Source organism: Ensifer adhaerens (assembly GCF_002940685.1).
Classification (GTDB): Bacteria; Pseudomonadota; Alphaproteobacteria; order Rhizobiales; family Rhizobiaceae; genus Ensifer; species Ensifer adhaerens_E.
Genome location: NZ_PNFP01000001.1, coordinates 96,266 through 121,342 on the forward strand (window position 1 = coordinate 96,266; position 25,077 = coordinate 121,342).

Sequence of the window (25,077 nt, forward strand, 5' to 3'; positions counted from 1 at the left end):
AACGCGTCAGGCGGCGAAGCGCCCCGCCGCCGGCCGCTTCTTGTAGCCGGCCATCCAAAGCACGAGGGCAATCAGAGCGAGCACGGCGAAGGCCGGTTGCTGCAGCAGCCAATGCAGCACTCCGTGCCAGATGGTCGGTGCCGTGTCGGAGCGTTGCGCAAACTGGACCCAGCTCGCCGTATCGGCGCCCAGCGCTTCCAGATCGTCGCCGAGCGACGTCATCACCAGTTCCGATGCGGCGACCGACTGGATCGCATCGACGGCGCCGGCAAGCACGGCGGCAAACAACACGACGGCGCTCGCCAGCCTCAATAGAAATCGCATCGGACTGCATTCCCTTCCATTCGCGGGCTGGCGCCGGTCATCGGCACGGCGCGTTGCCCGCCGCATCTTCTCCGATCGCCCATGCCTCGGACAAGGCCCTGTGATGAAATTATGCGCGCAAGCCGAGCATGCTGGAGGCGGTGTCTGAGACGGGCCGGCCGCATCGGACAGGTCCTGGCGCAAGAGATAGGCGCCTTGCCCGGAGCGCACAATGGGAACCGGGAGCCCGCTCGTGTCACAAGATGTCAATAATCTGTCAGAAAGCAGTTGATCCCGACAGAATCATCGGTATATAGACGCGCGTCCGCCGGTTTAAGCCGGCTGACGCCGAAGGGCCCCGCCCTTCCCATCCAGCCGGATTGACCATCGGCTGCTGACGGATGGACAGGTGGCCGAGTGGTTGAAGGCGCACGCCTGGAACGCGTGTATACGTGAAAGCGTATCGAGGGTTCGAATCCCTCTCTGTCCGCCATCCCCCCTTGTTCTGCTTCCATTGCAAACGCGCCCAAAGCGCTACCCATGCCCTATCTGCTGGCAGGATTGATCTGCGACGCCGCGACAACGTCCTTCGGCGTGGAAAAGTCGCGTCCTTTCTTTTCTCTGCCTGCTGAACGGCGCCCTTGTCATTGAAATAAGTCTGTGCTTATGTGTTGATCATGATCGAGAACGAGATATTTCGGGCCCTGGCCGACCCCACGCGCCGCGCCATCTTCGAGAAGCTTGCCGACGGAAGTATGAATGCCAGCGCTTTGCGGGAAGGCATGGACATAAGCCAGCCGGCCATGTCCCAGCACATTTCCGTGCTGCGGAGTGCCGGGTTGGTGAAGGAGCAGCGGCAAGGTCGGTTCGTAAACTACGAAGTCGACCCGGACGGGCTGGCCCAAATTGCACAATGGCTCGCCAAGTACCGCGCCTACTGGCCAGCACGCATCGAAGCTCTCAAGATCTTGCTGAAGGATATGGACCAATGACCCGCGAAATCAGCGCCCCGGACGATAACAGCCTCGAGCTGGAATACGAACTCGACGAGGCGCCGCAGAAGGTCTGGCGCGCAATCAGCATTCCGGCGTTTCGCGAAAACTGGCTACCGAAAGAGGCATTGGCCGACCCCGAAGGCGCCGTCGTCGTTCCCGGAGAGGAAGTCCGCTACAGGCTGCGCGAAGCCGAGCCCCCGTTCCTCGAAAGCACGGTCACCTTCCGGATTGCTCCGATCGGTTCCGGCGGAACCCGGCTGCGGGTCGTCCACGAACTGCCGAATGTTCGCAGCGGTCGCGTGAAAAGGACGGCCGCGAACAGCAACCATACTCTCATGCTCGCCGCCTAGACCGGCGAGTTTCCCCCAAATCTCTGGACAATTGGAGTTCGCCGATGCGCGAAGCGATGCAACTCGTCCCTATGGTCGTCGAGCAGTCGAACGGTGGAGAGCGGTCGTTCGACATCTATTCCCGACTGCTGCGCGAGCGAATCATTTTTCTCAACGGTGAGGTCAACGACACGGTCTCCGCGCTGGTCTGCGCCCAGCTGCTTCTTCTCGAAGCGGAAAACCCCAGGAAACCCATCCATCTCTACATCAATTCGCCGGGCGGCGTCGTGACCAGCGGTTTCGCCATGTACGATACCATGCGCTATATCCGGGCACCGGTGCACACGCTCTGCATGGGAACGGCACGGTCCATGGGCTCGTTTCTCTTGATGGCCGGCACACCGGGGCAGCGGGGCGCCTTGCCCAATGCCAGCATCCTCGTGCACCAGCCATCAGGCGGTTTTCAGGGCCAGGCATCCGACATGCAGATCCATGCCGAGGAAATCCTTCGCACGAAGCAGCGCATGACGCGGCTTTATGCGGAGCATTGCGGACGTTCCTACGACGCATTCGAACGCGCCATGGACCGGGACCGCTTCATGACCGCAGAAGAAGCTTTGGAATGGGGCCTGATCGACACCATTCTGAAGGTTCGCGACGACGGCGAGCCGCCGGCTTCCGGAGGCTTCGCTCTCTGACGGCGAGGTTCCTGATAGGGGCGGTCATCCACCAAGGATGAACGGCCTGCCGCACCGGTCGCCGAAGGCGCTCCCCCTGCCAAGGGAGTATGTCCGTGTCGAGAGACGCGCCTCTGCGGCCCGGAGATATGAGTAGCATCTCGTATCCAATGCATGGGCGAGCGTCTCCCGGCCGAGAGCAGGCTCCTCTCCGAGCCTGCTATTCCGTCTGGCAGCATCCAACCATGGCGCAGGCGCGCCCGTAGAGCCGGTCCGTCGCGTCAAGCAACCAATTGGCCCCGTCGAGTGCCACCCGCACGGCGTTCAAAAGCGACCAGTCGATCCGCCCCAGTACTTCCGCCAGAAGCTCATGGCGTGCTTGGCTGGGGTCGGTCAGGACCGTTGCAATCACCTCGTGATGCTGGCTGATATCGATGGCGGCCGCGGCGTTCTCCGGATCAAAGTATGGAATGCCCAGGTTCGCCAGAAGCGCTGAAACAACCAGCCTGCACACGACTTTGCAAAGTTTGCACGGGAGCTCGTCATAGGCCTTCTGAAATCCCCTCTTGAAGAAGCCGACGGTGGCCCGGAATGCCGCGTTGGCATGGGATTTGATCGACAGTTTGAAGTTTTCGATCGCAGGACCTGGCCGGAGAATATAGAGCTCCACCCTGTCTCGAAGCCGATCGCCCGCCAAATTTTCGGGAGTGTTGCGCGTATAGACGAGCCCGCGCAGCTTCTCGATCAGGATGACAACGTAGCCGTCATCCTCAGTTATGAGGAGATCACGATTGTACAGGTATTCCCCTTCGCCCTCGATTTGGATGATCTCAAGGGCATCTTCCCGGAACGTATTCTCGCTCAAGAACATGGTTCAGCCTCCCGCTCGCCCAAAAGTTGAGCCTAGCGCAATGCGGCTTTTGTCGGTATTCGCCTAAAAGTGGTATGGAGTAGCCCGGTCCGTCGGGCGTCCTGTTGCACTGCTCCTGCACCTGAGTTGAGCCCGTAGACACCTGTTTTGCCAGACGGCTGCGGCGTGCCCTGAAAAAAGTCTGGTTCAGGCGATCCGTTTCGCCGCGTCGTTTCGTCTTTGCTGCATCCGCAACGAAGGAGAAGCCGCAATGACCACCGCACCCGTCACGCTCGTCAACGTTCTGAAGGTCGAGCCCGGCAAGCAGGCGCAGCTGATCGCGCTTCTGAAGCGCAACATCGATACGGTCATCCGCACGCTCGAAGGCTGGCGGACGAGCCGGCTGATTGCTGCCAGCGACGGCACCAGCGTCGTCATCTATTCGGAATGGGAGACGCCCGCGGCGGTCGAGGCGATGCGGGCTGATCCGCGGATGCGGGCCTATTTCCCTCAGATTGTCGAACTGGCGAGCCTCGAGTCGGTCGTCGGCGAGGTGGTCCTCAGCGACATCAGGTGATGCGGAAGCACAGTCCGCTGCCGGGCCGGTCTGGAACCGTCAGGCAGCGGACATTTTCCTCAGCCCACGCTATCGTCCGCACCGGACGCCTGGAGATATCCCGATGCAGCTCGACACCATGAACGCGGAAGATTTCGAGGAGCGGCTGCGCGCGCTCCGGCCGCGGCTGCACCGCTACTGCGCACGCATGACCGGCTCGGCCGTCGACGGTGAGGACGTGCTGCAGGGTACGCTGATCAAGGCGGTGCAGGCGCGGGCGGACGGGGCGGTCGTGGACAATCTCGAAGGTTGGCTGCTGCGTATCGCCCACAACACCAGCCTCGATTTCCTGCGCCGTCGCTCCCGGCATGCGGTCGTCCCGCTGCTCGACGATCTGGAGGACGTGCCCATGCCTGAGGCCGACATCGTTGCGGTCGGGTTTCAAACCTTCCTGCAACTGCCGGAACTTCAGCGCTGCGCCGTGATCCTGAAAGATGTGCTCGGCCATTCGCTTGAAGAAATCGCCGATATCGCCGGCTGCACGCAGGCGGCCGCCAAGTCGGCGCTGCAGCGGGGGAGGGGGGCGCTCAGACAACTGGCCGAACGTCCGCAGGATATGCGGCTGCCGCTCCTGTCCGACGCGAACCGGCAAAAGATGGCAAGCTTCGTGCGCCTCTTTCAGGGCGGCGACTTCGACCAGATCCGCGCCATGCTGGCCGAGGACGTGAAGCTTGAGCTCGTAAACAGGCTGAAGCTGGAGGGACGCGAGGGCATCGGCCGCTATTTCACCCGCTATGCGCAGGAGACCAGGTGGCGTTTCGCACTCGGAGCGATCGAAGGGCACCCGGCCATGCTGGTTTTCGACAGCGCCGACGCCGTGGAAAAGCCGGCGCATTTCGTCATTCTCGACTGGCACGGCGACGAGATCGCCGGGATCCGCGATTTTCTCTTCGCCCGCTATGTGCTTGAAAGCGTCGATTGGGCTCGACTGGCTTGAATTGCCGGGCCCTTTGTCGATCGAAGGCCGGTTCTCCGCCAAGTGTTGACGTTTCCGCGCTATCTGACGACCTTCGTTGGTATCGGCAGCCTTAGGATCTCGGCAGGTTTTCCCTGGCCGGCGTGGCATCGGCTCCGACCATCGCGCGGGGGATCTGGTTGCGACCTGGGGAGGGGCAGCATGAACATGGCGAGCGACGCACGTTTCTGGGACCGGACGTCGCGGCGATACGCCAAGGGGACGGTCGCGGACCCGGCCGCCTACGAGCACACGCTCGACCGCACCCGCGCCCTGCTTCTGCCCGACGACCGGGTGCTCGAACTCGGTTGCGGCACCGGAACGACCGCGTTTCGGCTGGCGGGCGAGGTGCGCGAGTATCTTGCGACCGATTTTTCACCCGAAATGATCGCCATTGCGAGGGAGAGGTATGCCGTCGACCTCGTCCCGAACCTTGCCTTCCGCGCCGCCGCGGCGGAAACGCTTGCAGCCGAACGCGGGCAGTTCGATGCCGTCCTGGGCTTCAACTATCTGCACCTCGTACGCGACCTTCCGGCCACGCTCGACAATATCCACACCCTGCTTGCGTCGAGGGGGCTGTTCATCTCCAAGACACCCTGCGTCGGAGACATGAACCCGCTCATCCGGCACCTGCTGCTGCCGGCGATGCGCGCAGTCCGATTGGCGCCCTATGCGGCAACCTTCAGTGCGGCTGAATTGAGCAGGCATATCGCCGCCGCCGGCTTCGAAGTTCTTTCGGCGGAAAATCACGCGTCGAAGAGCAACGACAACCGTCCCTATATCGTCGCTCGCAAGCGCTGAGGCTGAAGGCCAGGGGCCGCTCCGCCCCTGGCCCGATGCCTGCTAGACGCGCTCCGCCGGCTCGGCCGCATGCGCCCGATGCAGCAAATCCAGAAATGTCTTGGCTTGCGGGATGGCGGTCGCACCAATGGCGCTGACCGCGATGCCCGGTGTCCAGGAATTCAGGACCGCCGCGCCCGAGAGCTCCTTGAGCCGATCGAGGGTGATTTCCTCGTGCCGCTGGGGGACGCCGAGGCGCTCCAGCTGCCGCTGGACCGTGCCCATCATCGTGCCGGTCAGCATCTCGGCCCTGGGCCAGATGACGGCCTTGCCATCCCAGAAGACGAGGTTCCAGATCGTCGCCTCGCTGAGGTGGCCCCGCCGGTCGATGAAGGCGGCATCGTCGAAGCCCTGCCTGATCGCCTGATGCAGATAATAGGTCTTGCCGGATTCGCCGACGTGCTTGATCGCCGCGAGCGGGCGTTCGTGCTCCACGACAGCGAGCCGCAAAGGACCCTTCGGTCCATTGGAGGGCGGGCCGCTGCGCACAAGAACGGCAAGGTCTCCCCGCATACTGTCGGCGGTGAACTCGCCGTCCGGCGAAAACACCGTGACGGTCAGAGACTGGTCCGCCGGGCCCGCGTCGACGGCGGCCCTGATGCGGGCCCGCAGGGTTTCGTCGGGCAAGGCGCGGCCGAAGAATTCGATCGAAGCGCCGTGCAGGCGCTTGAGGTGCAGGTCCAGGCCCGTGATTCTGCGGTCCCTGACCTGGATCGCGGTGAAGTGCGCAAAGCCGGCGAAGGCGAGCGCGGTCAGTTGTGCCGCGTCGGCCGGGCGGCCGTCGATTGCTGCCGGATAGTGGGTGGTTTCGGTCGCCATGATTTTGCTCCTGGGTGCGGGTTGAATGAAGGAGCCATAGCTTTAAGGTCTGACAGCGCTGTCAGAGTCAAGGGTGTTTTCAAGGGCGTTTTCAGGGGCGCTTTCAAGGGTGATTGCATGAAGATCGGCGAGCTGTCGAAACGCACCGGCGTCAGCATCCGGATGCTGCGTTATTACGAAGCGGAAGGGCTGTTGAAGCCGGGGCGCACCGAGAGCGGCTACCGTGACTACGACATGGCGGAGGTGCGCACGGTCGAGCGCATCAAGCTGCTCGGCGCCGGCGGCATGACCCTTCCGACGATCCTGCAGTTCCTCGCCTGCGTGCGCGGCGAGGGGCCGATTTTCGAGCCCTGCGACGAACTGCGCGTCACCCTGCGCCAGCAAATCCGCCTCGTCGAGGAAAAGACGGAAAAGCTGGCGCAGAACCACAATGTGCTCACGAGCTTTCTGGCCGAGATCGGCGAGGGCTGAACCGCCCTTGCCGGGCCGCCTTAGGGTATCGTGAGCTCCGGTCGCTGCCCTTAGTGTTTGCGCGACAGGATCGATACCAGCGCCAGGCCACCGATCACCGAGATGTGCTCCAGCGCCACGGTCATGTCGCGGAAGGCCTCTTCACCCTCTTTTATCCAGAACGGATGGGCGATCGGGATCGTGAGCACGGTGAAGACGGCAAGCGCGCCGGCCGCCAGCCAGACCCAGCGGTTGAAGATGATCAGAACCGATGCGCCGATCTGCAGGATCAGCGTCGCCGTATTGAACAGCCACCCCGGCGTCAGGCCGAAGCCTTCCATCTCGGCGACGCTGGTGTCGAAGTCGAAGAGCTTGGCAAGGCCGCTCGACCAGAAGACGAGCGTGAGCAGCACGCGGGCAAGGATGCCGAACGCGCGCGAATCGAGCATGCCTGCGATAATGCCGGACATGGATCATCCCTTTCTTTTTTGTGAAGCGCGCACCCCTGCGCGCGCCTGCGATTGCCAGCGCCGATGCGATGTCGAAGAGTTCTTGTTGAACTGAACGGGGTTGTAGAAGCTCAAGCGCACTTGAGGTCAATCAAGCGGCCATGTGACAAATTGGCTGCCGCTGGTGGCGACTGCGCCGAATAATAGTTAGCTGTTGCGCTAAGTGTTTGAGCGTGATACTTAGCCTTATGGAACAGTATTCAGACCGATTGGACGTGATCTTTCAGGCGCTTGCCGATCCCACGCGGCGTGCCGTGCTTGCGCGGCTCGGCGGTGGTCCGGCGAGCATCAGCGATCTCGCCAGACCCTTCGACATGGCCCTGCCGTCCTTCATGAAGCACATCCACTTCCTCGAAGGCAGCGGGCTCATCCGCACGCACAAGCAGGGAAGGGTGCGCACCTGCGCCATCGAGAAGGCGCAGTTCGCCGCGGTCGAGAGCTGGCTTTCGGCGCAGCGCGCGCTCTGGGAAGGCCGCGCCGACCGGCTGGAAAAATTCGTCACTGAACACGAGGAGGAATGACATGATCCGCTCTCCCGATCCCGAGCTCGACCTGACGATGTCACGCGTCATCAAGGCGCCGCGCGCGACCGTCTGGCGCGCCTGGAGCGATCCCACGCGGCTCGAACAATGGTGGGTGCCGGCGCCGGCAAGATGCAAGGTGATCGACATGGACCTGAAGCCCGGCGGCAGTTTCGTGACGCGGATCAGCGAAGGCGGCGGCGATTTCGTGCCGCATATCGACGCCTGTTTCCTCGCGGTTGACGATCTCTCGCGCATCGTCTTCACCGACACGCTGGTTGCCGGCTGGCGACCGGCGGAAAACGCCTTCATGACGGCGATCATCACCCTCAGCGACCATCCGGCCGGTACCGAGTACGCCGCCCATGTGATGCACCGGAGCGGCGCCGACCGGAAGATGCACGAGGAGATGGGCTTTCACGACGGCTGGGGAACGGTCGCCGAACAACTGGCCCGGTTCGTCGAGCGGACCCACTGAGGAGGCGATCCGATGCGCGATATCGTGCTGCAGATGATGACGACGCTCAATGGTCGCCTGGACGATCCGCTTGCCTGGATGGGCACGGTCGTCGAGGAGCAATACCGGGCGATCGACCGCCTCTATGCCGGCTACGACACGGTTCTGGTCGGGCGCACCACCTATGAGGAGATGGTCGGCTACTGGCCGGGCGCTCTCGACGAAGAGGCAAGCGGCGAGACCAATCGCGCCATGGCAGGGCGCATGCACGACTATCGCAAGATCGTGTTCTCCCGCACCGAAGAGCAGGCGATCAGCCCCTGGCACAATGCCGAGCGGGCGGTGGTTCCTGATGATGCGACGCTCTCGCGCTACCTGAGCGACCTGAAAGCCGAGCCCGGCCGGGATATCCATCTGTCCGGCGGGGCCAGCCTGGCGCAGACGGTGATGGGCCTTGGCCTGGTCGACCGCTACCACTTCTTCGTCTACCCCGTCGTCTCGCCGGGTGAACCGTGGTTCGCCCGGCTGCGCGACAGGAACGAGCTGCAGCTGATCGGCAGCGAGCACTACGAAAACGGTGTCGTCGGGCTCCACTATGCGGCGGTGCGCGACGCCAAGTCGACGCGGCCGAAGAGCTTCTCGGAGCTCATTGCCTAGAAGCAATTCCAGGAAAAGTGCGAAGCGGTTTTCCGTCCGGAATTGCGGAATTATGTAGCAAATACCACCAACCGAAAGCGCTGCGTCACTGACAGCTTTGGCCCCAAGCGCAGGCGGTCATATTGTCCGCAACACGCCACAAGCGGACGTTGCTCGCGTCGGTGGCGCATTAGGTTACTGATAGGACATAAGCGAAGCTGGAGGCGTGTCCAGTCAGTCACTATCGAAGCGCCTTAACTCTTCCTGCAGCGCTTCCAGTGCCAGGGATGAATAACCCACACGCCACACAAGATGCGTGCGGGTCTGCGAAAACTCGGGAGAGAGCGGGAGTGCCTGCACCTGACCTCCGGCATTCACGGCCTTCAGTACCGAACGCGGCATGATCCCGATGCCCGAGCCAGCCGCAACGCAGGCCGTGATGGCATGATAGGATGCGAGTTCAAGAACCCGCCCCGGCATGATCCTGGACGCCGACAACCAGTTTTCCAGGATGCGCCGATACGAGCAGCCGGTCGCGAAGGCGATAACTGTACGCTGGGCTAATTTTCGCGCTTCAGTGATTGATACCACATTCTTCGGGGCGATAAGGGCGAGTTCCTCCGAAAAAGCCAGGCAGGTCTCTAAGTCGTCAGCCCGGAATGGTTCTGAAACGAAGGCCGCCTGAACATCGAAGTTTCGTACCCGCTCGATCATCGACGTCGTGTCGCCGGTCACCAGTTCGATCCTGACCTCTGGATAGCGCTCGTGATAGGACGAGAGCAGCGGCGGAAGACGTGCGGCCGCCGTACTCTCCAGAGTTCCTATTCTCAATGCCCCACTCGGTAGGCGCGACATCAAAGCCGCTTCGGCCTCAGCCGACAGCCGCAATAGCCGTTCGGCATAGGTGAGAAGTTTCTGCCCCTCGGCTGTTAGAACAAGCTTGCCGCTCTCGCGATGAAACAGGGACACCTGCAGCCGTTCCTCGAGGTTTTTCACCCTCGTCGTTATGTTGGACTGGACCCTGTTGAGCCGCACGGCCGCCCTAGTAACGCCGCCGCAATCCACGACAGCCTTGAAGATTTCCAGGGAATCGATGTCTATGTTTCTCAATTTGAGAACTTCCCATCTCTATTATTCATTTTTCATGATGAGCGGTACAAGCTAAATCCATCTCGATCAACCGAAGCCTGGGTATCGCAGACGATGCCCCGTTGTATGAGAACCGACCGTGGCTCTGAAGCCGTTGCTGCTCATCCAAGCAGGCACACCTCCCGATGACATTCGCAATGCCCACGGCGATCTTTCGCTCTGGTTCTCCGTCGCCCTTGATCGCCATGCGGAGGCGATTCAAGTCGTCCGTGTCTTCGAGGGAGAAAGACTGCCAGCGCCCGAAGCCGTCGCCGGAGCGATTATCATCGGGTCATGGGACATGGTGACGGACCGTTTGCCATGGAGCGAGACGACAGCCCGATGGATACGCCAAGCCATGGCAATCGAACTACCGATTTTCGGTGTCTGCTATGGCCATCAGCTCATGGCCGACGCTCTCGGCGGGCAGGTCGATTACCACCCCGGTGGCCGTGAGATCGGGACGCAGACAGTCCGCCTCCATGCGGGGGCGCAACTTGATCCTTTGCTGAACGTGGTGCCTGCCGAATTCCCGGCACATCTGACCCATATGCAGACGGTGATCGCCTTGCCGGCAGGTGCCCAGGTGCTCGCCGCTTCCGATCACGACCCGCATCAGATCGTCCGCTATGGACGCAACGCCATCTCGACCCAGTTTCATCCGGAATTCACGCCGGACATCTGCGCCGCCGTCATCAGGCTGCGCGCTGATGTGCTGGTCCGGGAAGGTCGTGACCTCGATGCGCTGCTTGCATCGGTCGAGGATGCACCAGTGCCGCTCGGGTTGCTTCGACGCTTCGTTAAGCAGGCGATGAGCAGCCAAGACGCTTTCGCCAACACCCAGTCGATCTTTTTTGAGAAGGAAATTCGATGCCTTACGTGAACATCAAGGTAACGGGCGGTTCCGAGGCCCCGACTGCGGAGCAGAAGGCGGAGCTGATCCGTGGCGTGACCGACCTCCTCGGGCGGGTTCTCAACAAGAACGCCGCGACGACCGTCGTCATCATCGATGAGGTTGCGATGGACAACTGGGGCGTCGGCGGAGAAACCACAACCGTTCGCAGGCAGAAAGCCAAGTTCAATAGTTAGTCAACTCCTGGTAGGGGTGCTCCAGATGAAGAAATTGGGCCTTATCGGTGGCATCGGGCCAGAGTCCACGCTGCTCTACTACCGAAAGCTGGTCTATGCCGCACATGAGCAGGTCGGCGAGCACTTCTTTCCCAACCTGACGATCGAAAGCCTCAACGTCTTTGAGGTATTCCGCTTCTGTCGGACAAAGGATTACGATGGGCTTACCGCCTATCTCTTGGCGGGTATTGACAACCTGATCGCTGCCGGGGCTGAGATTGTCGCCCTGACCGGCAACACGCCCCATATCGTCTTCGGCGAGTTGGAGGCGCAATCGAGCGTTCGGCTGGTCAGTATCGTCGAGGCAACCCGCCAGGAAGCACTGAGGCGGACCGTCGGCCGTATCGGCTTGCTCGGTACGCGCTTCACCATGGAGGCCGATTTCTTCAAGGAGCCGTTTCGGGAAGTCGGCATTGAAGTGATTGCGCCCGCCGCACCGGAGATCGACTATATCGCGGAGAAGATTGCAAGCGAACTGGAACGGGGCATCGTCAAGGACGAAACTCGTTCCAGATTCCTGGCCATTGTGGAGCGGATGAGGGGCGAGCATGGAATTGATGCACTGGTGTTGGGCTGCACGGAGCTGCCGCTCCTGTTAAATGGCATCCCGCTGCCCCTGAAGACGCTGGATACGATGGAAATTCACATCGACGCACTGCTTGAAGCTTCGCTCAGATAGTCTTCACTTGTCTGCTTTGGGGGCAGAAGCGGGCATTGGTGGCATTTGCTACATAACTCCGCGGAATTGCGGCCTAAGAGACTAATTCCAGGAAAAGTGCGAAGCGGTTTTCCGTCCGGAATTGTGCTGCTTCCGCGATCAGTCTCCGTTTTGCAGGGCGGCGAGCAGCCGGTCGTAGGTCGGCGCCAGCAGGCGCAGGCTTTCGGCCGCCTCTGCATCCCTGCGCAGGACCAGCGGATACTGCAGCGCGCCGATCAGCCGTGCCTGTTCGCCGGCGATGGCAGCGGATTTGGCAAGGCCTGCCCGCGCCAGGCAGGATGCCGCGTCGCCGGCGCGACGGGCGCCGACGCGAACGGCGAAGTGGACAAGATGCGCACGCAGGTTCTTGTCGCAATTTTTTTCGATCCGCACGGCGAGCGCTTCTGCCGCGTCAGCGTTGCCAAGGCTGCCCAGCGGCACCAGCCGATCCGTCGTCATCGAAAGCCAGTGGATTGCCGCCGGCACGGAGGCGCGGATCGCCTCGACCTCGCTCACGTCGGCGACGCGGGAAAAACCCCAGCGCATGGTGTAGGGCTCGCCATAGCTGAGCGTCTCGGCGCCCCAGGCGGTCATGAAATCGCCGAGCGGCAGGGAGGCGTAGGGATAGCCTTGCGGATCGTGCATCAGCACGCGCGTCTCGTCGACGGCGAGGACCACGACGTAGTGATCGGCTTCGATCGGTCCGTTCATGCCCGGTTGGTGCCGGAGATGCCCCATCTCCACCGGACCGACCCAGACGGGGCCATCCTTCAGCGCCGAGCGCAGGCGCGAAAGCGCGTCCTCGGGCTCGCCGCCGTTTTTGACCTGCGACGTCCAGCCGAGTGCCTGAAGCGCGCCGTCGAACCCGGCCTCCGGATCCCAGCCGTAGGGGTCGAAGAACGGCAGCGTGCCGCCGACGAGCTGCATGCCGAAGGGGCTGCCGGTGGCAAGTTCAATGATCGCGGTCGAGGGCGCTGCCTCGCCGAACATCATCGCGAAGGAATTGGCGTAGCAATAGGGGCCGGAGCCCACATAGGAAAAGTGCTGCATCGGTTGGTCCTTTGGGTGATCGGGGAACGTGCGCGAGGAGTTAGCGCACGATGGGGTAGGCGACATCGAAGCGGGCACCGCCGCTGCCGGGATAGATTTCGTAGGGACTGCCGAAGCAGTCGAGATCGTCGCTTTGCTCGAACCAGGCTTCGATCGCGTCATAGACGCAAAGCACGGCCGGAAAGGTTTCGAGCGGTTCAGGAACCGCCAGGAACGCTTCGCGTCCCGCCGGCTGAAGGCGGATGCGCAGGTCGCCTGCGGGTTCGAGGCTGCCGTCATAGCCGATCGCGACCTCGACCAGACCCTTGCCGTCGTGATTGACCGGCTCGTGGAAATAGAGCGTCATCGGCCCGTCGTCGCTCTTGCCCGACTGCGCAAGATAGCCTCGGATCTCCGCCTCGGCGCTTTCGGTGAAGGTCTCGAGCGCGTCCACCGTTACATGGTGCTGGCGATAGACGATCTTCGAAGGCGCGACTTCGCGAACGCGGACGGTCGCAACGAGCGGATCGTCGCCGCCCTTCGATTGCCGGATGATCGCCTCCACCAGTTCGCGCTGATCCTCGAGCCGCTTGCTCTGCACCTCCAGCCAGGCGCGCAACTCCGTCAGGCGAATATCGGGCTGAAGGTCGATCAGCCGCGCGATGCGGGCGATCGGCAGGCCCAGTTGCCGCAGCCGCGCAATCAGCCGGGCGCGGCCTGCCTGCGCGGCGGCGTAATAGCGATAGCCGGTTGCGGGGTCGACATGGGCGGGCACCAGCAGGCCCTGCTCGGCATAAAGCCTGAGCGCTTTCGGCGACAATCGTGTGGCGGCGCCGAAGCGACCTGCAAGGAAATAGGAATCGGTCATGAAATCAGTCTGGGGCCCGCCCCAGGGGCGAGGTCAAGAGCCATCTTGCCGTCTTTCCGGTTGAAAACCTTCCGGAGCGGGCGACCGCTCCGGAAGGCACGAGGCTATCGCCTTTCGCGCCGGTTGAGAAACGCCAGCGCCAGCAGGGTGATCGTCGCCATGCCGAGGCAATAGCCGGCGAGCGGCCGGGCCGTGTCTCCGCCAAGCAGGAGCACCGCGCCGGTGCCGACGAGGCTGACGATCAGGCTCTGGATCGAGAAATAGAGCGCCACGGCGGTCCCGGCGATGGCGTCGAAGGCCTTGAGCGCTCCGTTGGCCGTGACCGAAGCGCTCATGACGATGCCGAAGGCGATCACCCACATCGGCAGCACGAAGGTCTGGAACGATGGGGAAGCCAGCACTTCACCTGCGGCCAGCAGCAGCCCGCCGAGGATGATCAGGGCCATGCCGCGGGCGAGGCAACCGGAAGTCCCGTAGCGGGCGACGAAGCCCCTGGCGAAGCGGGTGGTGATGATCATCACGACGGCGGCCGTGGCGAAGGCCAGGCTGAAACCGAGCTGCGAATAGCCGGCGCGATCGATGAGCATGCGTGGCGCGGTGGAGAAGAACACGAAAAACGCGCCCATCGCCGTGCTGAAGCCAAGCGTATAGGTCCAGAAGGCGCCGCTTCGAAGCATGCGCGTGAAGCTCGGCTTTGCCGGTGCCGCGGCGTCGGGCCGGGTTTCCGACCAGCGCGGCAAGGCCTGGCCGAGTGCTGCAAGGCCGAGCACGCCGAGCGTCAGGAAGATCGCCCGCCATCCGAAGGCGCCGGATATCAGTGCGCCGGCAATCGGTCCGAGTGCCGGGACGAAGGAGAGCATGGCGCTGAAGAGGCCATAGATGGTCACGCCCTCCGGGCGCGCGCCATAGACGTCGCGCACGGTGGCGAAGGTCGCGACCAGCGCGGCCGAGGCGCCGGCCGCCTGGATCAGCCGCAAGGCAACGAAGACCGGCGCCGAGGTGGTCGCGGCCAGTGCCAGCGACACCAGCGCAAACAGCGTCGCGCCGGCGAGAAGAACGGGACGGCGGCCGAAGCGGTCGGACAGCGGACCGAACAGCAGCTGACCCAGCCCCAAAAGCAGCATGTAGAGGCTGAGCGTGAGCTGGACGACAGCAGGCGACGTGCCGAGGATGGCCGGCATGTTAGGCACGACAGGCAGGTAGATGTCCATGGCGAGCGACGCCAGGATATCGAAGGGCGCCATCAGCAACAGGGCTGCCGGCAGCGAATAGGACCAGGTGAGGGAATTACGATCGGGCATGATGAAACATCCGCGCAAATGAAAAACATTCGGCGGCGATCTGCCACTTCATCAAATCTTCTGAATGTGAGCCGACAGACGCCGCAACAACTTATTCAACCGTTGTTGCGGCTTACCTGGTTGCTGACGGGTCGGTCCTCATCTGCGGCTCCTGTGACGGCCCCTTGGCGACAACGCCGGGCCACGCCGATATCTCATGGTGGCGCATGTCCTATCATCCAGCCCGCCGCGCGGCAATCACCGCCGTTGCGGTTCATGTATCGGTCTCGGCCGTACCCGGCGTCACGGTGAGCCGGTTCTCGACGCTCACGACGCCGATCACCGAGGCCGCCGCATCGCCGGCACAGGCGATGTCGGATACCTGCGCCACATGACCGGAAAGCACGACGACGCCGCCGAGCGCCATCACCGAGATGTCGCGCGTATCGATCATCGCCGCATACTGGACGTAGCGCAGCACCTTCTCGGCAAGCGCATCGTCGGTGAGGTGCGGGTCGTCGTCCCGATGGGCGTAGATGGGCTTCTCTGTCGGCATGGCTCGTTCCTCATCACTTGCGGAACGCCTGCGGTTGCCGATGGTTCCCTTGTCCGCACGTGCTTGCGGCGCAGGCGTGAAGGCGGCTATTGCTGGGAGGACCATCCCAGGGCCCACACATGTCCGACATCTTCCAGAACGTCCTGCCCATCTTCATCCTGATCCTTGCCGGCTGGCTGCTCGTGCGCCTGGGCTATCTGAAACCGGCAGTCGGCGAGGCGCTCGGCGATTTCGTCTTTCGCGTCGCCGTGCCCATTCTGTTGTTCCGAACGATCGCCGAGGCGGATTTCAAGGACGGTTCGCCCTGGCCGCTCTGGGTCGCCTATTTCTCGGGCGTCGCGGTCACCTGGACGTTGGGACACGTGGCGGCAACGTTTCTCTTCGGGCGGGACGCGCGCATGGGCGTTCTTGCCGGTGTCTCCTCCGCCTTTGCCAACACCGTCTTCATCGGTCTGCCGCTGGTGTCGCGCATCGTCGGCGAGGAGGGCATCGTCGCGATCTCGATCCTGCTTTCCGTGCATCTGCCGGTCATGATGATTGCCGGGACGCTGCTGATGGAGCGCGCGGAGCGGCGCGCCGGCGGCAAGCCGGGGCAAAGCCCGCTCCAGCTCCTGGCCGGTGTCGCCCGCAATCTGGTGCGCAACCCGCTGGTGATCGGGCTTGCCTGCGGCGCCGCCTTTCATCTTGTCGGCCAGCCGCTTGGCGGACCGGTCAAGACCGTCGTCGATCAGCTGGCGTCGATGGCAGCACCCGCGGCGCTGATTTCGATCGGCATGGCGTTGGATAAATACGGCCTTGCCGGCAATCTCGGGCTCGCGTCGGTCACCAGCGGCCTGAAACTCGTCGTCATGCCGGCGGTCGTCTATGCGAGCTGCCACCTGCTCGGCCTCAACGACAACTGGACGACGGCGCTGGTGCTGACGTCGGCGGTGCCGACGGGCGTCAACGCCTGGCTGATCGCCAACCATTTCAATGTCGGCCATGCGCTGGCGTCCTCGACGATCACGCTGACGACCGCGCTCGGCGTCGTCAGCGTTTCGGTCTGGGCCTATCTGCTGATGTGATTGCCACCGAATCCGGCAAACTGTTTCGCGGGCAAGCGCTGGGTCGGACGCCCGTGCCCGGTCATCGCCGCCAATCCCCGAATACGAAAAAGGCCCGGCGCAAGCCGGGCCTTTTGCATGGGATCGTTTCCGACCGCTGAATTTATTGAGCCGGTGTCGGCTGGCCTTCGGCGGGCTTGGCTTCGGTTGCCGGAGCGGCCGCACCTTCGGCCGGCTTTGCACCTTCGGCACCGGCAGCCGGAGCGGCTTCGGCAGAACCGGCGGATGCGTCCGGCAGTGCTGCCGGAGCGTCGGCCTGCTCGCGCAGCCATGCGATCAGGTTGGCGCGCTCGTCCGGCTTCTTGACGCCGGCAAAGCCCATGGCGGTGCCCGGAACGTGCTTCTTCGGTGCTTCGATGAAGTAGCTGAGGTGATCGTAGTCCCAGACGACCTTGCCGCCTTCGGCAAACGTCTTCATGCCGGCCGAGTAGCTGAAGCCCTCATGCGAAGCGATCGGGCGGTTGACGAGGCCCCAGAGGTTCGGACCGACTTTGTTTGCGCCGCCCTTGTCGGCGGTGTGACAGCTCGCGCATTTCTTGAACACGGCTTCGCCGGCAGCAGCGTCGGCCGTGAGCAGCAGCGGCTTGATGTCGACTTCGACTTCCGCGGCACCGCCGGCTCCGGCTTCAGCCGTGCCTTCTTCGGCGACGATCGCAAAGCCTTCCTTCTCGGGAGCTTCGGAGTGGAAAATGCCTTCCGATGCAATGGACACGGACATCAGAACGAAGACCGTCCCCAGAAAGGCACCCACGCCCATGTTCACATATGAATTCATCTGCAAACGCTCCCTTTGCCACCGGCGCAAACAAAAACCCGGCCTATCTTGAAATCGCGCGGAACCTATGTCTTTTGGCTCTGCGTTGCAACAGTGATTATCGGCCCCTAACTGAGACTTATTGACACTTTCAGCGGGGTTTTTGAAGGCCAGATCATGAATCGCGAAAATTCAGGGAAAGTCATCGTGCTCATTCCGGCGCGCATGGCCTCGACACGCCTGCCCGGAAAGCCGCTCGCCGACATTTGCGGCCTGCCGATGATCGTCCAGGTCGCCAGCCGCGCCCAGGAAGCGGACGTCGGCCGCGTCGTCGTTGCCGTCGACGATCAGCAGGTGTTTGACGTGGTGCGCGACGCCGGCTTCGACGCGATCATGACCCGCATCGACCACCAGTCCGGCTCCGACCGGATCTACGAAGCGCTGCAGAAGGCCGATGCGACCGGCGAGGCCGATATCGTCATCAACGTGCAGGGCGACCTGCCGACGGTCGAGCCAGCGTCGATCCGTGCGGCGCTCAATCCGCTTGAGAATGCCGCTACCGATATCGCAACGCTGACCGTGGCGATCACCGAAGAGAGCGAAAAGACCAATCCGAACATCGTCAAGGTCGTCGGCTCGCCGCTTTCGGACACGCGCCTGCGTGCGCTTTACTTTACCCGCGCGACCGCACCGCACGGCGAGGGGCCGCTCTATCACCACATCGGCCTCTACGCCTATAGGCGGCAGGCGCTGGAACGCTTCGTCTCGCTTCAGCCCTCCGTGCTCGAACGGCGCGAATCGCTGGAGCAGTTGCGTGCGCTCGAAGCCGGCATGCGCATCGACGTCGAGATCGTCGATTCGGTTCCCCTCGGCGTCGACACACCGGTGGAGCTGGAAAAAGCCCGCCGCATCCTGTCCGCCCGTATCCGCTGATATCCGAACCCGAGAAGGACGCTACCGTGACCGTCAAGACCAACAGGATTTCCTTCCAGGGCGACTATGGCGCCAATTCCGACATGGCCTGCCGCGACATGTTCCCGTCGATGGAGCCGCTGCCCTGCCAGACCTTCGAGGATGCGTTCGTCGCGGTCGAGAACGGCGACGCCGATCTGGCGATGATCCCGATCGAGAACACGATCGCCGGCCGCGTCGCTGACATCCATCACCTCTTGCCGGAATCGCGGCTGCACATCGTCGGCGAGTATTTCATGCCGATCCGCTTCCAGCTGATGGTGCTGCCCGGTGTCACCCGCGACGAAATCCGCACCGTGCACAGCCATATCCATGCACTCGGCCAGTGCCGCAAGATCGTCCGCTCCAATGGCTGGAAGCCGGTGGTCGCCGGCGACACGGCCGGTGCGGCCAAGCTCGTCTCGGAAAAGGGCGACCGCACGATGGCAGCGCTCGCGCCGCGGCTTGCCGCCGATCTCTATGGCCTCGAAATCATCGCCGAGAATGTCGAGGATACCGAAAGCAACGTCACCCGCTTCGTCGTGCTCTCGCGCGAGGAAGTTCGCGCCGCGCGCGCGGCGGACGACGAACTGATCATCACGACGTTCGTGTTCAATGTCCGCAACATTCCGGCGGCGCTCTACAAGGCCATGGGCGGCTTCGCCACCAACGGCATCAACATGACCAAGCTCGAGAGCTACCAGCTCGGCGGCAAGTTCGTTGCAACCCAGTTCTATGCCGATATCGAGGGGCATCCGGATGATGTCGGCGTTCGCCACGCCATGGACGAGCTTCGCTTCTTCTCCGAAAAGGTCCGCATCCTCGGCACCTACAAGGCGCACCCGATGCGCGGCGTGCTCTGAACAAGCATGTTCCGACGCCACGATCTTGAAACGAGGCTTGCGCAGGCAAGCCTCGTCGGCGTCGTTGAAACCGCGGGATTGGCTGCCGCGCGTCGATCCGCTTGGCGCGGTCGACGTCGGAAACCTGTGCTCTCGAGCATGGGCGCAAGCGCAGTCTGCGCCTGATTTCTGATCAGCATGAATCCTGTGGTTGTGGTCTCGCCGCTTCGCGCTTTCCTGGACCCGCCATCTGGCCAACATTGTTCCGTGCGGGCGCCCAAGTCATGGGCGTGATGCTCACGGCGATTTTCCGAGAGAATCATTGGCTTTGCCGCTCTCTGCCGGAGACAAAAGTGGCAAAAATTCGTTAACCGGCTACGCGTCTGGCGCATGCCTAGTTTGCAATCGTGGCGCTACACAAATTTTAGGCAAATGCCTATTTGACGCTCGTCAAGTAAGGAGTGTTAAAGATGAAGATCCGTCAGAAGATCATGGAATATGCGAAGACCCGCCGTGCGATCCGCGAGCTGAACGCTCTCGACGATCACGCACTGAGCGACATCGGTCTGTCCCGTTCGCAGATCCAGGCCGCCGTTTACGGCCGCTAATCAGCGCCATTCGCGCATCCCGCCGCGTCACTCACGCTGGCGGGATGCGCGCCGCATGCCCCCTCGATCACGAATCAAAGAGGCAAACGCGCAGCCGGTGCCCATCCGGATCGAGCGCGACGAACGTCGGACCGAAATCCATCTCGGTCAATTCCTGCGCAATCGGCAGGCCTTTCCCCTTCCAGTCCTCGTAATGTGCGCGCACCGCGCTCTCGTCCTCCACCATGAATGCCAGTTCCGACCGGCTGCCCGATGCCGCCGGCTCCGGCGCGACCGTATGCTCGGCCCAGAGCCCGAGCGTGAAGCCCCCGGGCAGCTCGAAGGACGAGAAGGTCTGATATTCGACCAGCGGCTGCTGTTCGAGCACTTTGCGGTAGAACGTTACGCTCGCCAGCGGGTCTTTGACATAGAGAACGATGAGATTTGCCTTGGCCATGGTCTTCCTCCTTGTTGCCGGAAGTTCAGGCTAGGCGTGGTGGCTGCCAATTTCTGTCAGCATCGCCGCGAAAGCCGGCGTCAGGAGCCGACCTTCTGCCGGCTCGACGTCGTCATGTTTTGGCTCGCGCGCCAGTCCTTCATCAGCACCTGACGGCGTCGGGGATAACGCGCCTCCGTCACCGTCATCCGCTGCATACGGTCGGCGCGAAAGTGCCGGAAGTCCAAGCGCAGCTCGCACCAGGCCATGACCATGCGGACGTTCTCGAAGAAGCCGAGCGCGAAGGGCCAGATGGTGCGCTGCGTCGGGGTGCCGTCATTGTCGACGTAGTCGAGCTCCACCTTGCGTTCGTTGCGGATCGCGCGCCTAAGCGCGGCGATATCGATGCCGTTGGTGGCCGGCGGGCTTGGCCCGACAAGCAAGGTCGAGCTGTCGAGCTCCTCGCGAAGCTCGGCGGGCAGCACGGCGGCGATCTTGGCAAGCGCGTTCGCCGCAGCGCCCGCGAGATCGTCGTCGGTGCGCTTCGACACCCAGCGCGAGCCGAGCACCAGCGCCTCGATCTCCTCGGCCGAAAACATCATCGGCGGCAGCATGAAGCCGGGTTTGAGCACATAGCCGAGCCCCGGTTCGCCCTCGATATCAGCGCCCTGGGCCTGCAGGCTGGCGATGTCGCGGTAGAGCGTTCTGAGGCTGACACCGGTTTCTTCCGCCAGTCGCTGGCCGCTCACCGGCTGGCGGTAGCGCCGGAGAACCTGCAGAAGATCGAGCAGCCGTTCGGAGCGGGACAAGGTTGGACCTCCTCGTAACCGGTCGGGTTCAGGTCCGCTCGCTCCAGGCGAGCCAGTCGCGCATCAGCTGGTGCGCGATCGCGCCTTTCGGCGGCGGAATATGCGCGTCGCCGGTGTCGGCGACGCCGGTCGACCTTTCGAGCATCGCGATCGTTTCGTCGCGCGTGAACCAGCGTACGTCTTCCAGCTCCTGCTCGTCGCGTTTGATCACCGTCGATTTCGCCTCGGCATAGCAGCCGATCATCAGCGTGTGCGGCATGGGCCAGGGTTGCGAGGCATGGTAGCGCACCCGGCCGATATGGATGCCGGATTCCTCGTGGGTTTCGCGCCGCACGGCGTTTTCGATCGTTTCGCCCGGCTCGACGAAGCCGGCAAGGCAGGAATACATGCCCGGTGCGAAATGCGGGCTGCGGCCGAGCAGGCAAAGATCGCGTTCGAGGTCGATCGTCATCATGATGACGACAGGGTCGGTGCGCGGGAAGACCATGCTGCCGCAGGCCGTGCAGACGCGGCGATAGCCGCCGGCCTTGCCTTCCATCGGGCCGGCGCAGCGGCCGCAGAAGCGGTTGTTGGCGTTCCAGGTAATCAGGCTCGAGCCTTGCGCGAACTGGCCGAGCAGTTCCTCCGGCAGCATCTGCTGGCGATAGAGCGTCCGTCCGTCGGCGATCTTGAAGGGCTCGGTGATCGTCTCTTCGGTCAGGCCCGTCGGCACGGCCAGCCGCGGCTCGCCGTTCGGCAGGTAGCCGAGCAGGATCGTCTCGTCGAGAACCGGTTCCAGCCCTTCGAGTTCGTAGGGCGCAAACAGCGGATCGATGATCTTTTCGTCATGTTTGACGATGAGCTTCGATCCGGAGAAGGCCAGGAAATGCGCGCCCGGGTGCTTCAGAGCCACCTCGACGCAATCGTCGGCCCGGTGCTCCGACTGGCGGTCCAGATGATTCTCCGAGAAGGCAACGAGGGTGCTTGGCTCTGGATGTGGGCTGCGAAGGTCAAAGATCGATTTCGTCATGTTCAGAGGTTTTCCAGAATGCGCGCTGCGAAGGTCTGATGCTCTTTCTCGTCCCACGGCTCCGGCTTGCCGAAACCCCAGACCGGCCCCGGCCAGTTCGGGTCGCCGTCGTTGCGGGCGATGATATGCACATGAAGCTGCCGGACGATGTTGCCCAAGGCGCCGATATTGATCTTCTCGGCGCCGGTGACCTTCTTTAGTGCGGCCGCCGCCATGTTCGTTTCGAAGGTCAGCATCGTCTGGTCGAGCGGGGTGAGGTCGAAGACCTCCGAAATGCCTTCACGCTGGGGGATGAGCACGAGCCAGGGCCAGCGGCGGTCGTTCATCAGCCGCATCTGGCAAAGCCCGATCGAGGCGATCGGAATGCCGTCGCGCTCGAGCCGCTCGTCGAGAGTGAAGGTCGTCAACTGGGTCTCCTCGGGCGAGAGAATGGCGGATTCGCCTTGTTTTGCATATCGATATCAGTTTTTTGATGGCTTGGCTTGCATTTGCTTTCGATATTGCCGATATGGAAGCCGGGAGGTTGGTGGTGGACGAGCCACTCGCCAACCGGGTCAGGTCCGGAAGGAAGCAGCCCCAACGAGCTCCGGCACGGGTCATCGTGCCAGCCTCCCACCTTCTCCGTCCTGTCGGGACACGAGTTCGAACAGCGGCAGGGTCGATGAGCGACGACACGTCCATTTCATCCGTTGAGAAACCAGCCGCCTACCGTGTTCTGGCGCGCAAGTACCGCCCCAAGGACTTCTCCGACCTGATGGTCGGCCAGGAACCGATGGTGCGCACGCTCACCAACGCGTTCGAGACCGGCCGTATCGCCCAGGCCTACATGCTGACCGGGGTGCGCGGGGTCGGCAAGACCACCACCGCCCGCATCCTTGCCCGCGCGCTCAATTACAAGACGCCGGACATCGACCGGCCGACGATCGATCTGCGCGTTCCCGGCGAACATTGCCAGGCGATCATGGATGGCCGGCATGTCGACGTCATCGAGATGGACGCCGCCTCGCATACCGGCATCGACGATATCCGCGAAATCATCGAGCAGGTCCGCTACCGTCCGGTTTCGGCGCGCTACAAAGTCTACATCATCGACGAAGTGCACATGCTGTCGACCCAGGCCTTCAACGGCCTGTTGAAGACGCTCGAAGAGCCGCCCGAGCATGTGAAGTTCATCTTCGCCACAACCGAAATCCGTAAAGTGCCGATCACGGTGCTGTCGCGCTGCCAGCGCTTCGACCTGCGCCGCATCAGCGCCTCCGACCTCGTCGGCCTGTTTTCGACGATCCTCGGCAAGGAAGGCGTGTCCTTCGACCCGGAAGCGCTTGCGATGGTCGCACGCGCGGCGGAAGGCTCGGCACGCGACGGCCTGTCGCTGCTCGACCAGGCGATTGCCCATGGTGGCGGCGCCGTCGAGGTCGAAACCGTGCGTTCGATGCTCGGCCTTGCCGACCGCGCCCGCATCGTCGATCTCTTCGAGCACGTCGTCAAAGGTGATGTCGCCGCCGCACTTCAGGAATTCACGGCGCAATACGAGGCCGGCGCCAATCCGACGGTCGTATTGACCGACCTTGCCGATTTCACCCATCTCGTCACCCGCATGAAATACGTGCCGGAGGCGGTCAACGACCAGTCCTTGAGCGAGATCGAGCGCACCCGTGGCACCGTCTTTGCCGAAAGCGTCGCGGTCACCGCGCTGTCGCGCATCTGGCAGATGCTCTTGAAGGGCATTCCGGAAGCGGAAAGCTCGTCGCGCCCGGCGGGTGCGGCCGAAATGGTGCTGATCCGCCTGGCGCATGCGGCCCATCTGCCGGCGCCCGAAGAGGCGGCACGGCGGTTGCTGGAACTCTCCGGCAATGAAGGCGGCGGCGCCCGCCCCGGGCCGAGTGGTGGCAATGGCGGCGGCGCGCAGGCTTCCGCCTCTGGTTCGATTTCGGCCCAGGCCACCCAGGCGATGCCGGTGCAGCGCCCGACGAGCAACGGCGCGACCATGCTGCGCGCCGTGCCGAGCACAGCACCCGAGCCCGTCACCGTCGGCCGTATCGAGGAGCGACCTGCGCTGGCTCCTGCGGCCAAGCCGCAGCCGTCGGTTTCGGTCAATTCGATCGCTGATATCGCCGACCTCTGCGCCAAGAACCGCGACATCAAGCTGAAGACGCTGGTGCGCGGCTTCCTGCGGCTCGTGCGGATCGAGCCCGGCCGTCTTGACGTCAACGTGTCGGACGACGCGCCGAAGACGCTGCTTGGCGAGGTGGCCGTCAAGCTCAAGGAATGGACCGGCATCCACTGGATCGTCAGCTACAGCCGCGAGGCCGGTGAGCCGACGCTGATCGAGGCCGAGCAGCGGGCGCAGGAGCAGCGCGTCAACGACGCGCGCCAGGACCCGGATGTCGCCGCCATCCTCGCCCGCTTCCCGGGCGCCAAGATCACCGACGTGCGCATTCGCGCCGTTGAAGAAGAGGTCGAGAGCCAGGCTCCGGCCACAGCCGAATCCGCCGACGGTGATATCGTCCCCGGCGACGATATCGAATAATCCCGTCTGCGAGCAGAAACAGAAAAACAGGAGACGACGATGCGCGACATCATGGGGATGATGGGCAAGGTCAAGGAAATGCAGGCCAAGATGGAGAAGATGCAGGCGGAAATCGCCGCTCTCGAAGTCGACGGCACCTCCGGCGGTGGCCTCGTCACCGTCCGTCTCGACGGCAAGGGCACGCTCAAGAGCCTGAAGATTGACCCCTCGCTGTTCAAGGAAGATGACGTCGAGATCCTCGAAGACCTGATCGTCGCCGCCCACAAGGACGCCAAGGACAAGGCCGAAGCCGTCCAGGCGGAAAAGACCCGCGAGCTGACCGCCGGCCTGCCGATCCCACCCGGCATGAAGCTGCCGTTCTGATCGCCTCCAGGCATTAGGTTCGGGAAGCGGAGCGGTCCGCCGCCCGCAGC

The 25,077-nt window shown here is 63.1% G+C and carries 33 protein-coding genes, 1 tRNA gene and 1 other RNA gene; 21 read left to right on the forward strand and 14 right to left on the reverse strand.

The annotated features are described in order from the left end of the window. Nucleotides 1-6 precede the first annotated feature (6 nt). Complete coding sequence (locus C1A35_RS00455) at nucleotides 7-324, reverse strand: hypothetical protein (RefSeq protein ID WP_104662891.1); 318 nt, start codon at nucleotides 322-324, stop codon at nucleotides 7-9. Between the two features lie 382 nt (nucleotides 325-706). On the opposite strand from C1A35_RS00455, the gene C1A35_RS00460 reads away from it, so the two are divergent. The 4 genes from C1A35_RS00460 to C1A35_RS00475 all read left to right on the forward strand — a co-directional run bounded on the left by C1A35_RS00460 (nucleotide 707) and on the right by C1A35_RS00475 (nucleotide 2,325). Next, a tRNA-Ser gene (locus C1A35_RS00460) sits at nucleotides 707-796 on the forward strand. A gap of 184 nt (nucleotides 797-980) precedes the next feature. Further along, nucleotides 981-1,295, forward strand: a complete 315-nt coding sequence (locus tag C1A35_RS00465; RefSeq protein WP_034804822.1) for an ArsR/SmtB family transcription factor — start codon at nucleotides 981-983, stop codon at nucleotides 1,293-1,295. Next, nucleotides 1,292-1,648, forward strand: a complete 357-nt coding sequence (locus C1A35_RS00470) for an SRPBCC family protein (protein ID WP_104662424.1) — start codon at nucleotides 1,292-1,294, stop codon at nucleotides 1,646-1,648. The genes C1A35_RS00465 and C1A35_RS00470 overlap by 4 nt, the downstream gene beginning before the upstream one ends. 44 nt (nucleotides 1,649-1,692) lie before the next feature. Continuing rightward, nucleotides 1,693-2,325, forward strand: coding sequence for an ATP-dependent Clp protease proteolytic subunit (locus C1A35_RS00475; RefSeq protein ID WP_104662425.1), 633 nt, complete (start codon nucleotides 1,693-1,695; stop codon nucleotides 2,323-2,325). Nucleotides 2,326-2,524: 199 nt separating this feature from the next. On the opposite strand, the gene C1A35_RS00480 is transcribed toward C1A35_RS00475, so the two are convergent. Beyond that, nucleotides 2,525-3,175: a hypothetical protein gene (locus tag C1A35_RS00480; RefSeq protein ID WP_104662426.1), complete on the reverse strand. Its 651-nt coding sequence runs from the start codon at nucleotides 3,173-3,175 to the stop codon at nucleotides 2,525-2,527. 250 nt (nucleotides 3,176-3,425) lie between these two features. Between C1A35_RS00480 and C1A35_RS00485 the strand changes: the two genes are divergently transcribed. From C1A35_RS00485 to C1A35_RS00495, 3 genes are all read left to right on the forward strand, one after another. After that, nucleotides 3,426-3,731 (forward strand): putative quinol monooxygenase, encoded by a 306-nt coding sequence (locus tag C1A35_RS00485; protein WP_104662427.1) that lies wholly within the window; start codon nucleotides 3,426-3,428, stop codon nucleotides 3,729-3,731. A 103-nt stretch (nucleotides 3,732-3,834) separates the two neighbouring features. Then, nucleotides 3,835-4,707 (forward strand): sigma-70 family RNA polymerase sigma factor, encoded by an 873-nt coding sequence (locus C1A35_RS00490; RefSeq protein WP_104662428.1) that lies wholly within the window; start codon nucleotides 3,835-3,837, stop codon nucleotides 4,705-4,707. A gap of 180 nt (nucleotides 4,708-4,887) precedes the next feature. After that, complete coding sequence (locus tag C1A35_RS00495) at nucleotides 4,888-5,526, forward strand: class I SAM-dependent methyltransferase (RefSeq protein WP_104662429.1); 639 nt, start codon at nucleotides 4,888-4,890, stop codon at nucleotides 5,524-5,526. A 42-nt stretch (nucleotides 5,527-5,568) separates the two neighbouring features. On the opposite strand, the gene C1A35_RS00500 is transcribed toward C1A35_RS00495, so the two are convergent. Next, complete coding sequence (locus tag C1A35_RS00500; RefSeq protein WP_104662430.1) at nucleotides 5,569-6,384, reverse strand: aminotransferase class IV family protein; 816 nt, start codon at nucleotides 6,382-6,384, stop codon at nucleotides 5,569-5,571. Between the two features lie 117 nt (nucleotides 6,385-6,501). Between C1A35_RS00500 and C1A35_RS00505 the strand changes: the two genes are divergently transcribed. Beyond that, on the forward strand, nucleotides 6,502-6,855 hold the full coding sequence (locus tag C1A35_RS00505) for a MerR family transcriptional regulator (RefSeq protein WP_104662431.1): 354 nt from the start codon (nucleotides 6,502-6,504) through the stop codon (nucleotides 6,853-6,855). Nucleotides 6,856-6,905: 50 nt separating this feature from the next. Here the strand turns inward: C1A35_RS00505 and C1A35_RS00510 are convergent, their stop codons facing one another. After that, nucleotides 6,906-7,304 carry a DoxX family protein gene (locus C1A35_RS00510; RefSeq protein ID WP_104662432.1) on the reverse strand — a complete coding sequence of 133 codons (399 nt, stop codon included), beginning with the start codon at nucleotides 7,302-7,304 and terminating at the stop codon, nucleotides 6,906-6,908. 227 nt (nucleotides 7,305-7,531) lie between these two features. Here C1A35_RS00510 and C1A35_RS00515 point away from each other — a divergent pair, with 227 nt between their 5' ends. The 3 genes from C1A35_RS00515 to C1A35_RS00525 are packed head-to-tail and all read left to right on the forward strand — an operon-like array spanning nucleotide 7,532 to nucleotide 8,978. Beyond that, entirely contained in the window at nucleotides 7,532-7,864 is a 333-nt protein-coding gene (locus C1A35_RS00515; RefSeq protein ID WP_104662433.1) for an ArsR/SmtB family transcription factor, read from the forward strand. A 1-nt stretch (nucleotide 7,865) separates the two neighbouring features. Next, a complete protein-coding gene (locus C1A35_RS00520) occupies nucleotides 7,866-8,342 on the forward strand; it encodes an SRPBCC family protein (RefSeq protein ID WP_104662434.1) in 477 nt (158 codons plus the stop codon). A 12-nt stretch (nucleotides 8,343-8,354) separates the two neighbouring features. Then, nucleotides 8,355-8,978 carry a dihydrofolate reductase family protein gene (locus C1A35_RS00525; RefSeq protein ID WP_104662435.1) on the forward strand — a complete coding sequence of 208 codons (624 nt, stop codon included), beginning with the start codon at nucleotides 8,355-8,357 and terminating at the stop codon, nucleotides 8,976-8,978. Nucleotides 8,979-9,191: 213 nt separating this feature from the next. Here C1A35_RS00525 and C1A35_RS00530 read toward each other — a convergent pair whose 3' ends face one another. Then, nucleotides 9,192-10,067, reverse strand: a complete 876-nt coding sequence (locus C1A35_RS00530) for a LysR family transcriptional regulator (RefSeq protein ID WP_104662436.1) — start codon at nucleotides 10,065-10,067, stop codon at nucleotides 9,192-9,194. 118 nt (nucleotides 10,068-10,185) lie between these two features. On the opposite strand from C1A35_RS00530, the gene C1A35_RS00535 reads away from it, so the two are divergent. From C1A35_RS00535 to C1A35_RS00545, 3 genes are read left to right on the forward strand one after another with little or no spacing between them, the layout of a single operon-like run. Beyond that, complete coding sequence (locus C1A35_RS00535) at nucleotides 10,186-10,968, forward strand: glutamine amidotransferase (RefSeq protein ID WP_104662437.1); 783 nt, start codon at nucleotides 10,186-10,188, stop codon at nucleotides 10,966-10,968. Further along, on the forward strand, nucleotides 10,956-11,174 hold the full coding sequence (locus tag C1A35_RS00540; protein ID WP_104662438.1) for a tautomerase family protein: 219 nt from the start codon (nucleotides 10,956-10,958) through the stop codon (nucleotides 11,172-11,174). The genes C1A35_RS00535 and C1A35_RS00540 overlap by 13 nt, the downstream gene beginning before the upstream one ends. Nucleotides 11,175-11,199: 25 nt before the next feature. Continuing rightward, a complete protein-coding gene (locus C1A35_RS00545; RefSeq protein WP_104662892.1) occupies nucleotides 11,200-11,892 on the forward strand; it encodes an aspartate/glutamate racemase family protein in 693 nt (230 codons plus the stop codon). Between the two features lie 138 nt (nucleotides 11,893-12,030). On the opposite strand, the gene C1A35_RS00550 is transcribed toward C1A35_RS00545, so the two are convergent. From C1A35_RS00550 to C1A35_RS00565, 4 genes are all read right to left on the reverse strand, one after another. Continuing rightward, nucleotides 12,031-12,960, reverse strand: coding sequence for a hypothetical protein (locus C1A35_RS00550; protein ID WP_104662439.1), 930 nt, complete (start codon nucleotides 12,958-12,960; stop codon nucleotides 12,031-12,033). Between the two features lie 40 nt (nucleotides 12,961-13,000). Then, entirely contained in the window at nucleotides 13,001-13,807 is an 807-nt protein-coding gene (locus tag C1A35_RS00555; protein WP_104662440.1) for a MerR family transcriptional regulator, read from the reverse strand. A 104-nt stretch (nucleotides 13,808-13,911) separates the two neighbouring features. Next, nucleotides 13,912-15,108, reverse strand: coding sequence for a CmlA/FloR family chloramphenicol efflux MFS transporter (gene cml / locus C1A35_RS00560; protein WP_104662441.1), 1,197 nt, complete (start codon nucleotides 15,106-15,108; stop codon nucleotides 13,912-13,914). Nucleotides 15,109-15,361: 253 nt separating this feature from the next. Further along, nucleotides 15,362-15,643, reverse strand: coding sequence for a BON domain-containing protein (locus C1A35_RS00565; RefSeq protein WP_104662442.1), 282 nt, complete (start codon nucleotides 15,641-15,643; stop codon nucleotides 15,362-15,364). Nucleotides 15,644-15,762: 119 nt separating this feature from the next. Between C1A35_RS00565 and C1A35_RS00570 the strand changes: the two genes are divergently transcribed. Further along, nucleotides 15,763-16,707: an AEC family transporter gene (locus C1A35_RS00570; protein WP_104662443.1), complete on the forward strand. Its 945-nt coding sequence runs from the start codon at nucleotides 15,763-15,765 to the stop codon at nucleotides 16,705-16,707. A 142-nt stretch (nucleotides 16,708-16,849) separates the two neighbouring features. Here the strand turns inward: C1A35_RS00570 and C1A35_RS00575 are convergent, their stop codons facing one another. Continuing rightward, the gene (locus C1A35_RS00575; RefSeq protein ID WP_104662444.1) at nucleotides 16,850-17,521 is read right to left on the reverse strand and encodes a c-type cytochrome; all 672 of its coding nucleotides are present in this window, start codon (nucleotides 17,519-17,521) and stop codon (nucleotides 16,850-16,852) included. 156 nt (nucleotides 17,522-17,677) lie between these two features. Here C1A35_RS00575 and C1A35_RS00580 point away from each other — a divergent pair, with 156 nt between their 5' ends. From C1A35_RS00580 to C1A35_RS00590, 3 genes are all read left to right on the forward strand, one after another. Beyond that, a complete protein-coding gene (locus C1A35_RS00580) occupies nucleotides 17,678-18,433 on the forward strand; it encodes a 3-deoxy-manno-octulosonate cytidylyltransferase (RefSeq protein WP_104662445.1) in 756 nt (251 codons plus the stop codon). Nucleotides 18,434-18,459: 26 nt separating this feature from the next. Beyond that, nucleotides 18,460-19,314: a prephenate dehydratase gene (locus C1A35_RS00585; protein WP_104662446.1), complete on the forward strand. Its 855-nt coding sequence runs from the start codon at nucleotides 18,460-18,462 to the stop codon at nucleotides 19,312-19,314. Nucleotides 19,315-19,763: 449 nt separating this feature from the next. Next, nucleotides 19,764-19,901 carry a DUF1127 domain-containing protein gene (locus tag C1A35_RS00590; protein WP_064817013.1) on the forward strand — a complete coding sequence of 46 codons (138 nt, stop codon included), beginning with the start codon at nucleotides 19,764-19,766 and terminating at the stop codon, nucleotides 19,899-19,901. 67 nt (nucleotides 19,902-19,968) lie between these two features. Here C1A35_RS00590 and C1A35_RS00595 read toward each other — a convergent pair whose 3' ends face one another. The 4 genes from C1A35_RS00595 to C1A35_RS00610 form a co-directional block, all read right to left on the reverse strand. Next, nucleotides 19,969-20,337 (reverse strand): VOC family protein, encoded by a 369-nt coding sequence (locus C1A35_RS00595; RefSeq protein WP_104662447.1) that lies wholly within the window; start codon nucleotides 20,335-20,337, stop codon nucleotides 19,969-19,971. A gap of 80 nt (nucleotides 20,338-20,417) precedes the next feature. Then, nucleotides 20,418-21,125: a helix-turn-helix transcriptional regulator gene (locus C1A35_RS00600; protein ID WP_104662448.1), complete on the reverse strand. Its 708-nt coding sequence runs from the start codon at nucleotides 21,123-21,125 to the stop codon at nucleotides 20,418-20,420. Between the two features lie 28 nt (nucleotides 21,126-21,153). Then, a complete protein-coding gene (nudC, locus tag C1A35_RS00605; protein WP_104662449.1) occupies nucleotides 21,154-22,134 on the reverse strand; it encodes an NAD(+) diphosphatase in 981 nt (326 codons plus the stop codon). 2 nt (nucleotides 22,135-22,136) lie between these two features. Next, nucleotides 22,137-22,541 carry an HIT family protein gene (locus C1A35_RS00610; RefSeq protein WP_104662450.1) on the reverse strand — a complete coding sequence of 135 codons (405 nt, stop codon included), beginning with the start codon at nucleotides 22,539-22,541 and terminating at the stop codon, nucleotides 22,137-22,139. 111 nt (nucleotides 22,542-22,652) lie between these two features. Between C1A35_RS00610 and ffs the strand changes: the two genes are divergently transcribed. The 3 genes from ffs to C1A35_RS00625 all read left to right on the forward strand — a co-directional run bounded on the left by ffs (nucleotide 22,653) and on the right by C1A35_RS00625 (nucleotide 25,027). Continuing rightward, nucleotides 22,653-22,750: signal recognition particle sRNA small type (ffs, locus tag C1A35_RS00615), an RNA gene on the forward strand. Between the two features lie 45 nt (nucleotides 22,751-22,795). Continuing rightward, on the forward strand, nucleotides 22,796-24,664 hold the full coding sequence (locus C1A35_RS00620) for a DNA polymerase III subunit gamma/tau (protein WP_104662451.1): 1,869 nt from the start codon (nucleotides 22,796-22,798) through the stop codon (nucleotides 24,662-24,664). Nucleotides 24,665-24,703: 39 nt separating this feature from the next. Continuing rightward, entirely contained in the window at nucleotides 24,704-25,027 is a 324-nt protein-coding gene (locus tag C1A35_RS00625) for a YbaB/EbfC family nucleoid-associated protein (protein WP_029742357.1), read from the forward strand. Nucleotides 25,028-25,077: the final 50 nt, after the last annotated feature.

Coding starts and splice junctions, on each gene's coding strand:
- C1A35_RS00455 (WP_104662891.1), bottom strand. CDS start 324: ATGCGATTTCTATTGAGGCTGGCGAGCGCCGTCGTGTTGTTTGCCGCC.
- C1A35_RS00465 (WP_034804822.1), top strand. CDS start 981: ATGATCGAGAACGAGATATTTCGGGCCCTGGCCGACCCCACGCGCCGC.
- C1A35_RS00470 (WP_104662424.1), top strand. CDS start 1,292: ATGACCCGCGAAATCAGCGCCCCGGACGATAACAGCCTCGAGCTGGAA.
- C1A35_RS00475 (WP_104662425.1), top strand. CDS start 1,693: ATGCGCGAAGCGATGCAACTCGTCCCTATGGTCGTCGAGCAGTCGAAC.
- C1A35_RS00480 (WP_104662426.1), bottom strand. CDS start 3,175: ATGTTCTTGAGCGAGAATACGTTCCGGGAAGATGCCCTTGAGATCATC.
- C1A35_RS00485 (WP_104662427.1), top strand. CDS start 3,426: ATGACCACCGCACCCGTCACGCTCGTCAACGTTCTGAAGGTCGAGCCC.
- C1A35_RS00490 (WP_104662428.1), top strand. CDS start 3,835: ATGCAGCTCGACACCATGAACGCGGAAGATTTCGAGGAGCGGCTGCGC.
- C1A35_RS00495 (WP_104662429.1), top strand. CDS start 4,888: ATGAACATGGCGAGCGACGCACGTTTCTGGGACCGGACGTCGCGGCGA.
- C1A35_RS00500 (WP_104662430.1), bottom strand. CDS start 6,384: ATGGCGACCGAAACCACCCACTATCCGGCAGCAATCGACGGCCGCCCG.
- C1A35_RS00505 (WP_104662431.1), top strand. CDS start 6,502: ATGAAGATCGGCGAGCTGTCGAAACGCACCGGCGTCAGCATCCGGATG.
- C1A35_RS00510 (WP_104662432.1), bottom strand. CDS start 7,304: ATGTCCGGCATTATCGCAGGCATGCTCGATTCGCGCGCGTTCGGCATC.
- C1A35_RS00515 (WP_104662433.1), top strand. CDS start 7,532: ATGGAACAGTATTCAGACCGATTGGACGTGATCTTTCAGGCGCTTGCC.
- C1A35_RS00520 (WP_104662434.1), top strand. CDS start 7,866: ATGATCCGCTCTCCCGATCCCGAGCTCGACCTGACGATGTCACGCGTC.
- C1A35_RS00525 (WP_104662435.1), top strand. CDS start 8,355: ATGCGCGATATCGTGCTGCAGATGATGACGACGCTCAATGGTCGCCTG.
- C1A35_RS00540 (WP_104662438.1), top strand. CDS start 10,956: ATGCCTTACGTGAACATCAAGGTAACGGGCGGTTCCGAGGCCCCGACT.
- C1A35_RS00545 (WP_104662892.1), top strand. CDS start 11,200: ATGAAGAAATTGGGCCTTATCGGTGGCATCGGGCCAGAGTCCACGCTG.
- C1A35_RS00550 (WP_104662439.1), bottom strand. CDS start 12,960: ATGCAGCACTTTTCCTATGTGGGCTCCGGCCCCTATTGCTACGCCAAT.
- C1A35_RS00555 (WP_104662440.1), bottom strand. CDS start 13,807: ATGACCGATTCCTATTTCCTTGCAGGTCGCTTCGGCGCCGCCACACGA.
- cml (WP_104662441.1), bottom strand. CDS start 15,108: ATGCCCGATCGTAATTCCCTCACCTGGTCCTATTCGCTGCCGGCAGCC.
- C1A35_RS00565 (WP_104662442.1), bottom strand. CDS start 15,643: ATGCCGACAGAGAAGCCCATCTACGCCCATCGGGACGACGACCCGCAC.
- C1A35_RS00570 (WP_104662443.1), top strand. CDS start 15,763: ATGTCCGACATCTTCCAGAACGTCCTGCCCATCTTCATCCTGATCCTT.
- C1A35_RS00575 (WP_104662444.1), bottom strand. CDS start 17,521: ATGAATTCATATGTGAACATGGGCGTGGGTGCCTTTCTGGGGACGGTC.
- C1A35_RS00580 (WP_104662445.1), top strand. CDS start 17,678: ATGAATCGCGAAAATTCAGGGAAAGTCATCGTGCTCATTCCGGCGCGC.
- C1A35_RS00590 (WP_064817013.1), top strand. CDS start 19,764: ATGAAGATCCGTCAGAAGATCATGGAATATGCGAAGACCCGCCGTGCG.
- C1A35_RS00595 (WP_104662447.1), bottom strand. CDS start 20,337: ATGGCCAAGGCAAATCTCATCGTTCTCTATGTCAAAGACCCGCTGGCG.
- nudC (WP_104662449.1), bottom strand. CDS start 22,134: ATGACGAAATCGATCTTTGACCTTCGCAGCCCACATCCAGAGCCAAGC.
- C1A35_RS00620 (WP_104662451.1), top strand. CDS start 22,796: ATGAGCGACGACACGTCCATTTCATCCGTTGAGAAACCAGCCGCCTAC.
- C1A35_RS00625 (WP_029742357.1), top strand. CDS start 24,704: ATGCGCGACATCATGGGGATGATGGGCAAGGTCAAGGAAATGCAGGCC.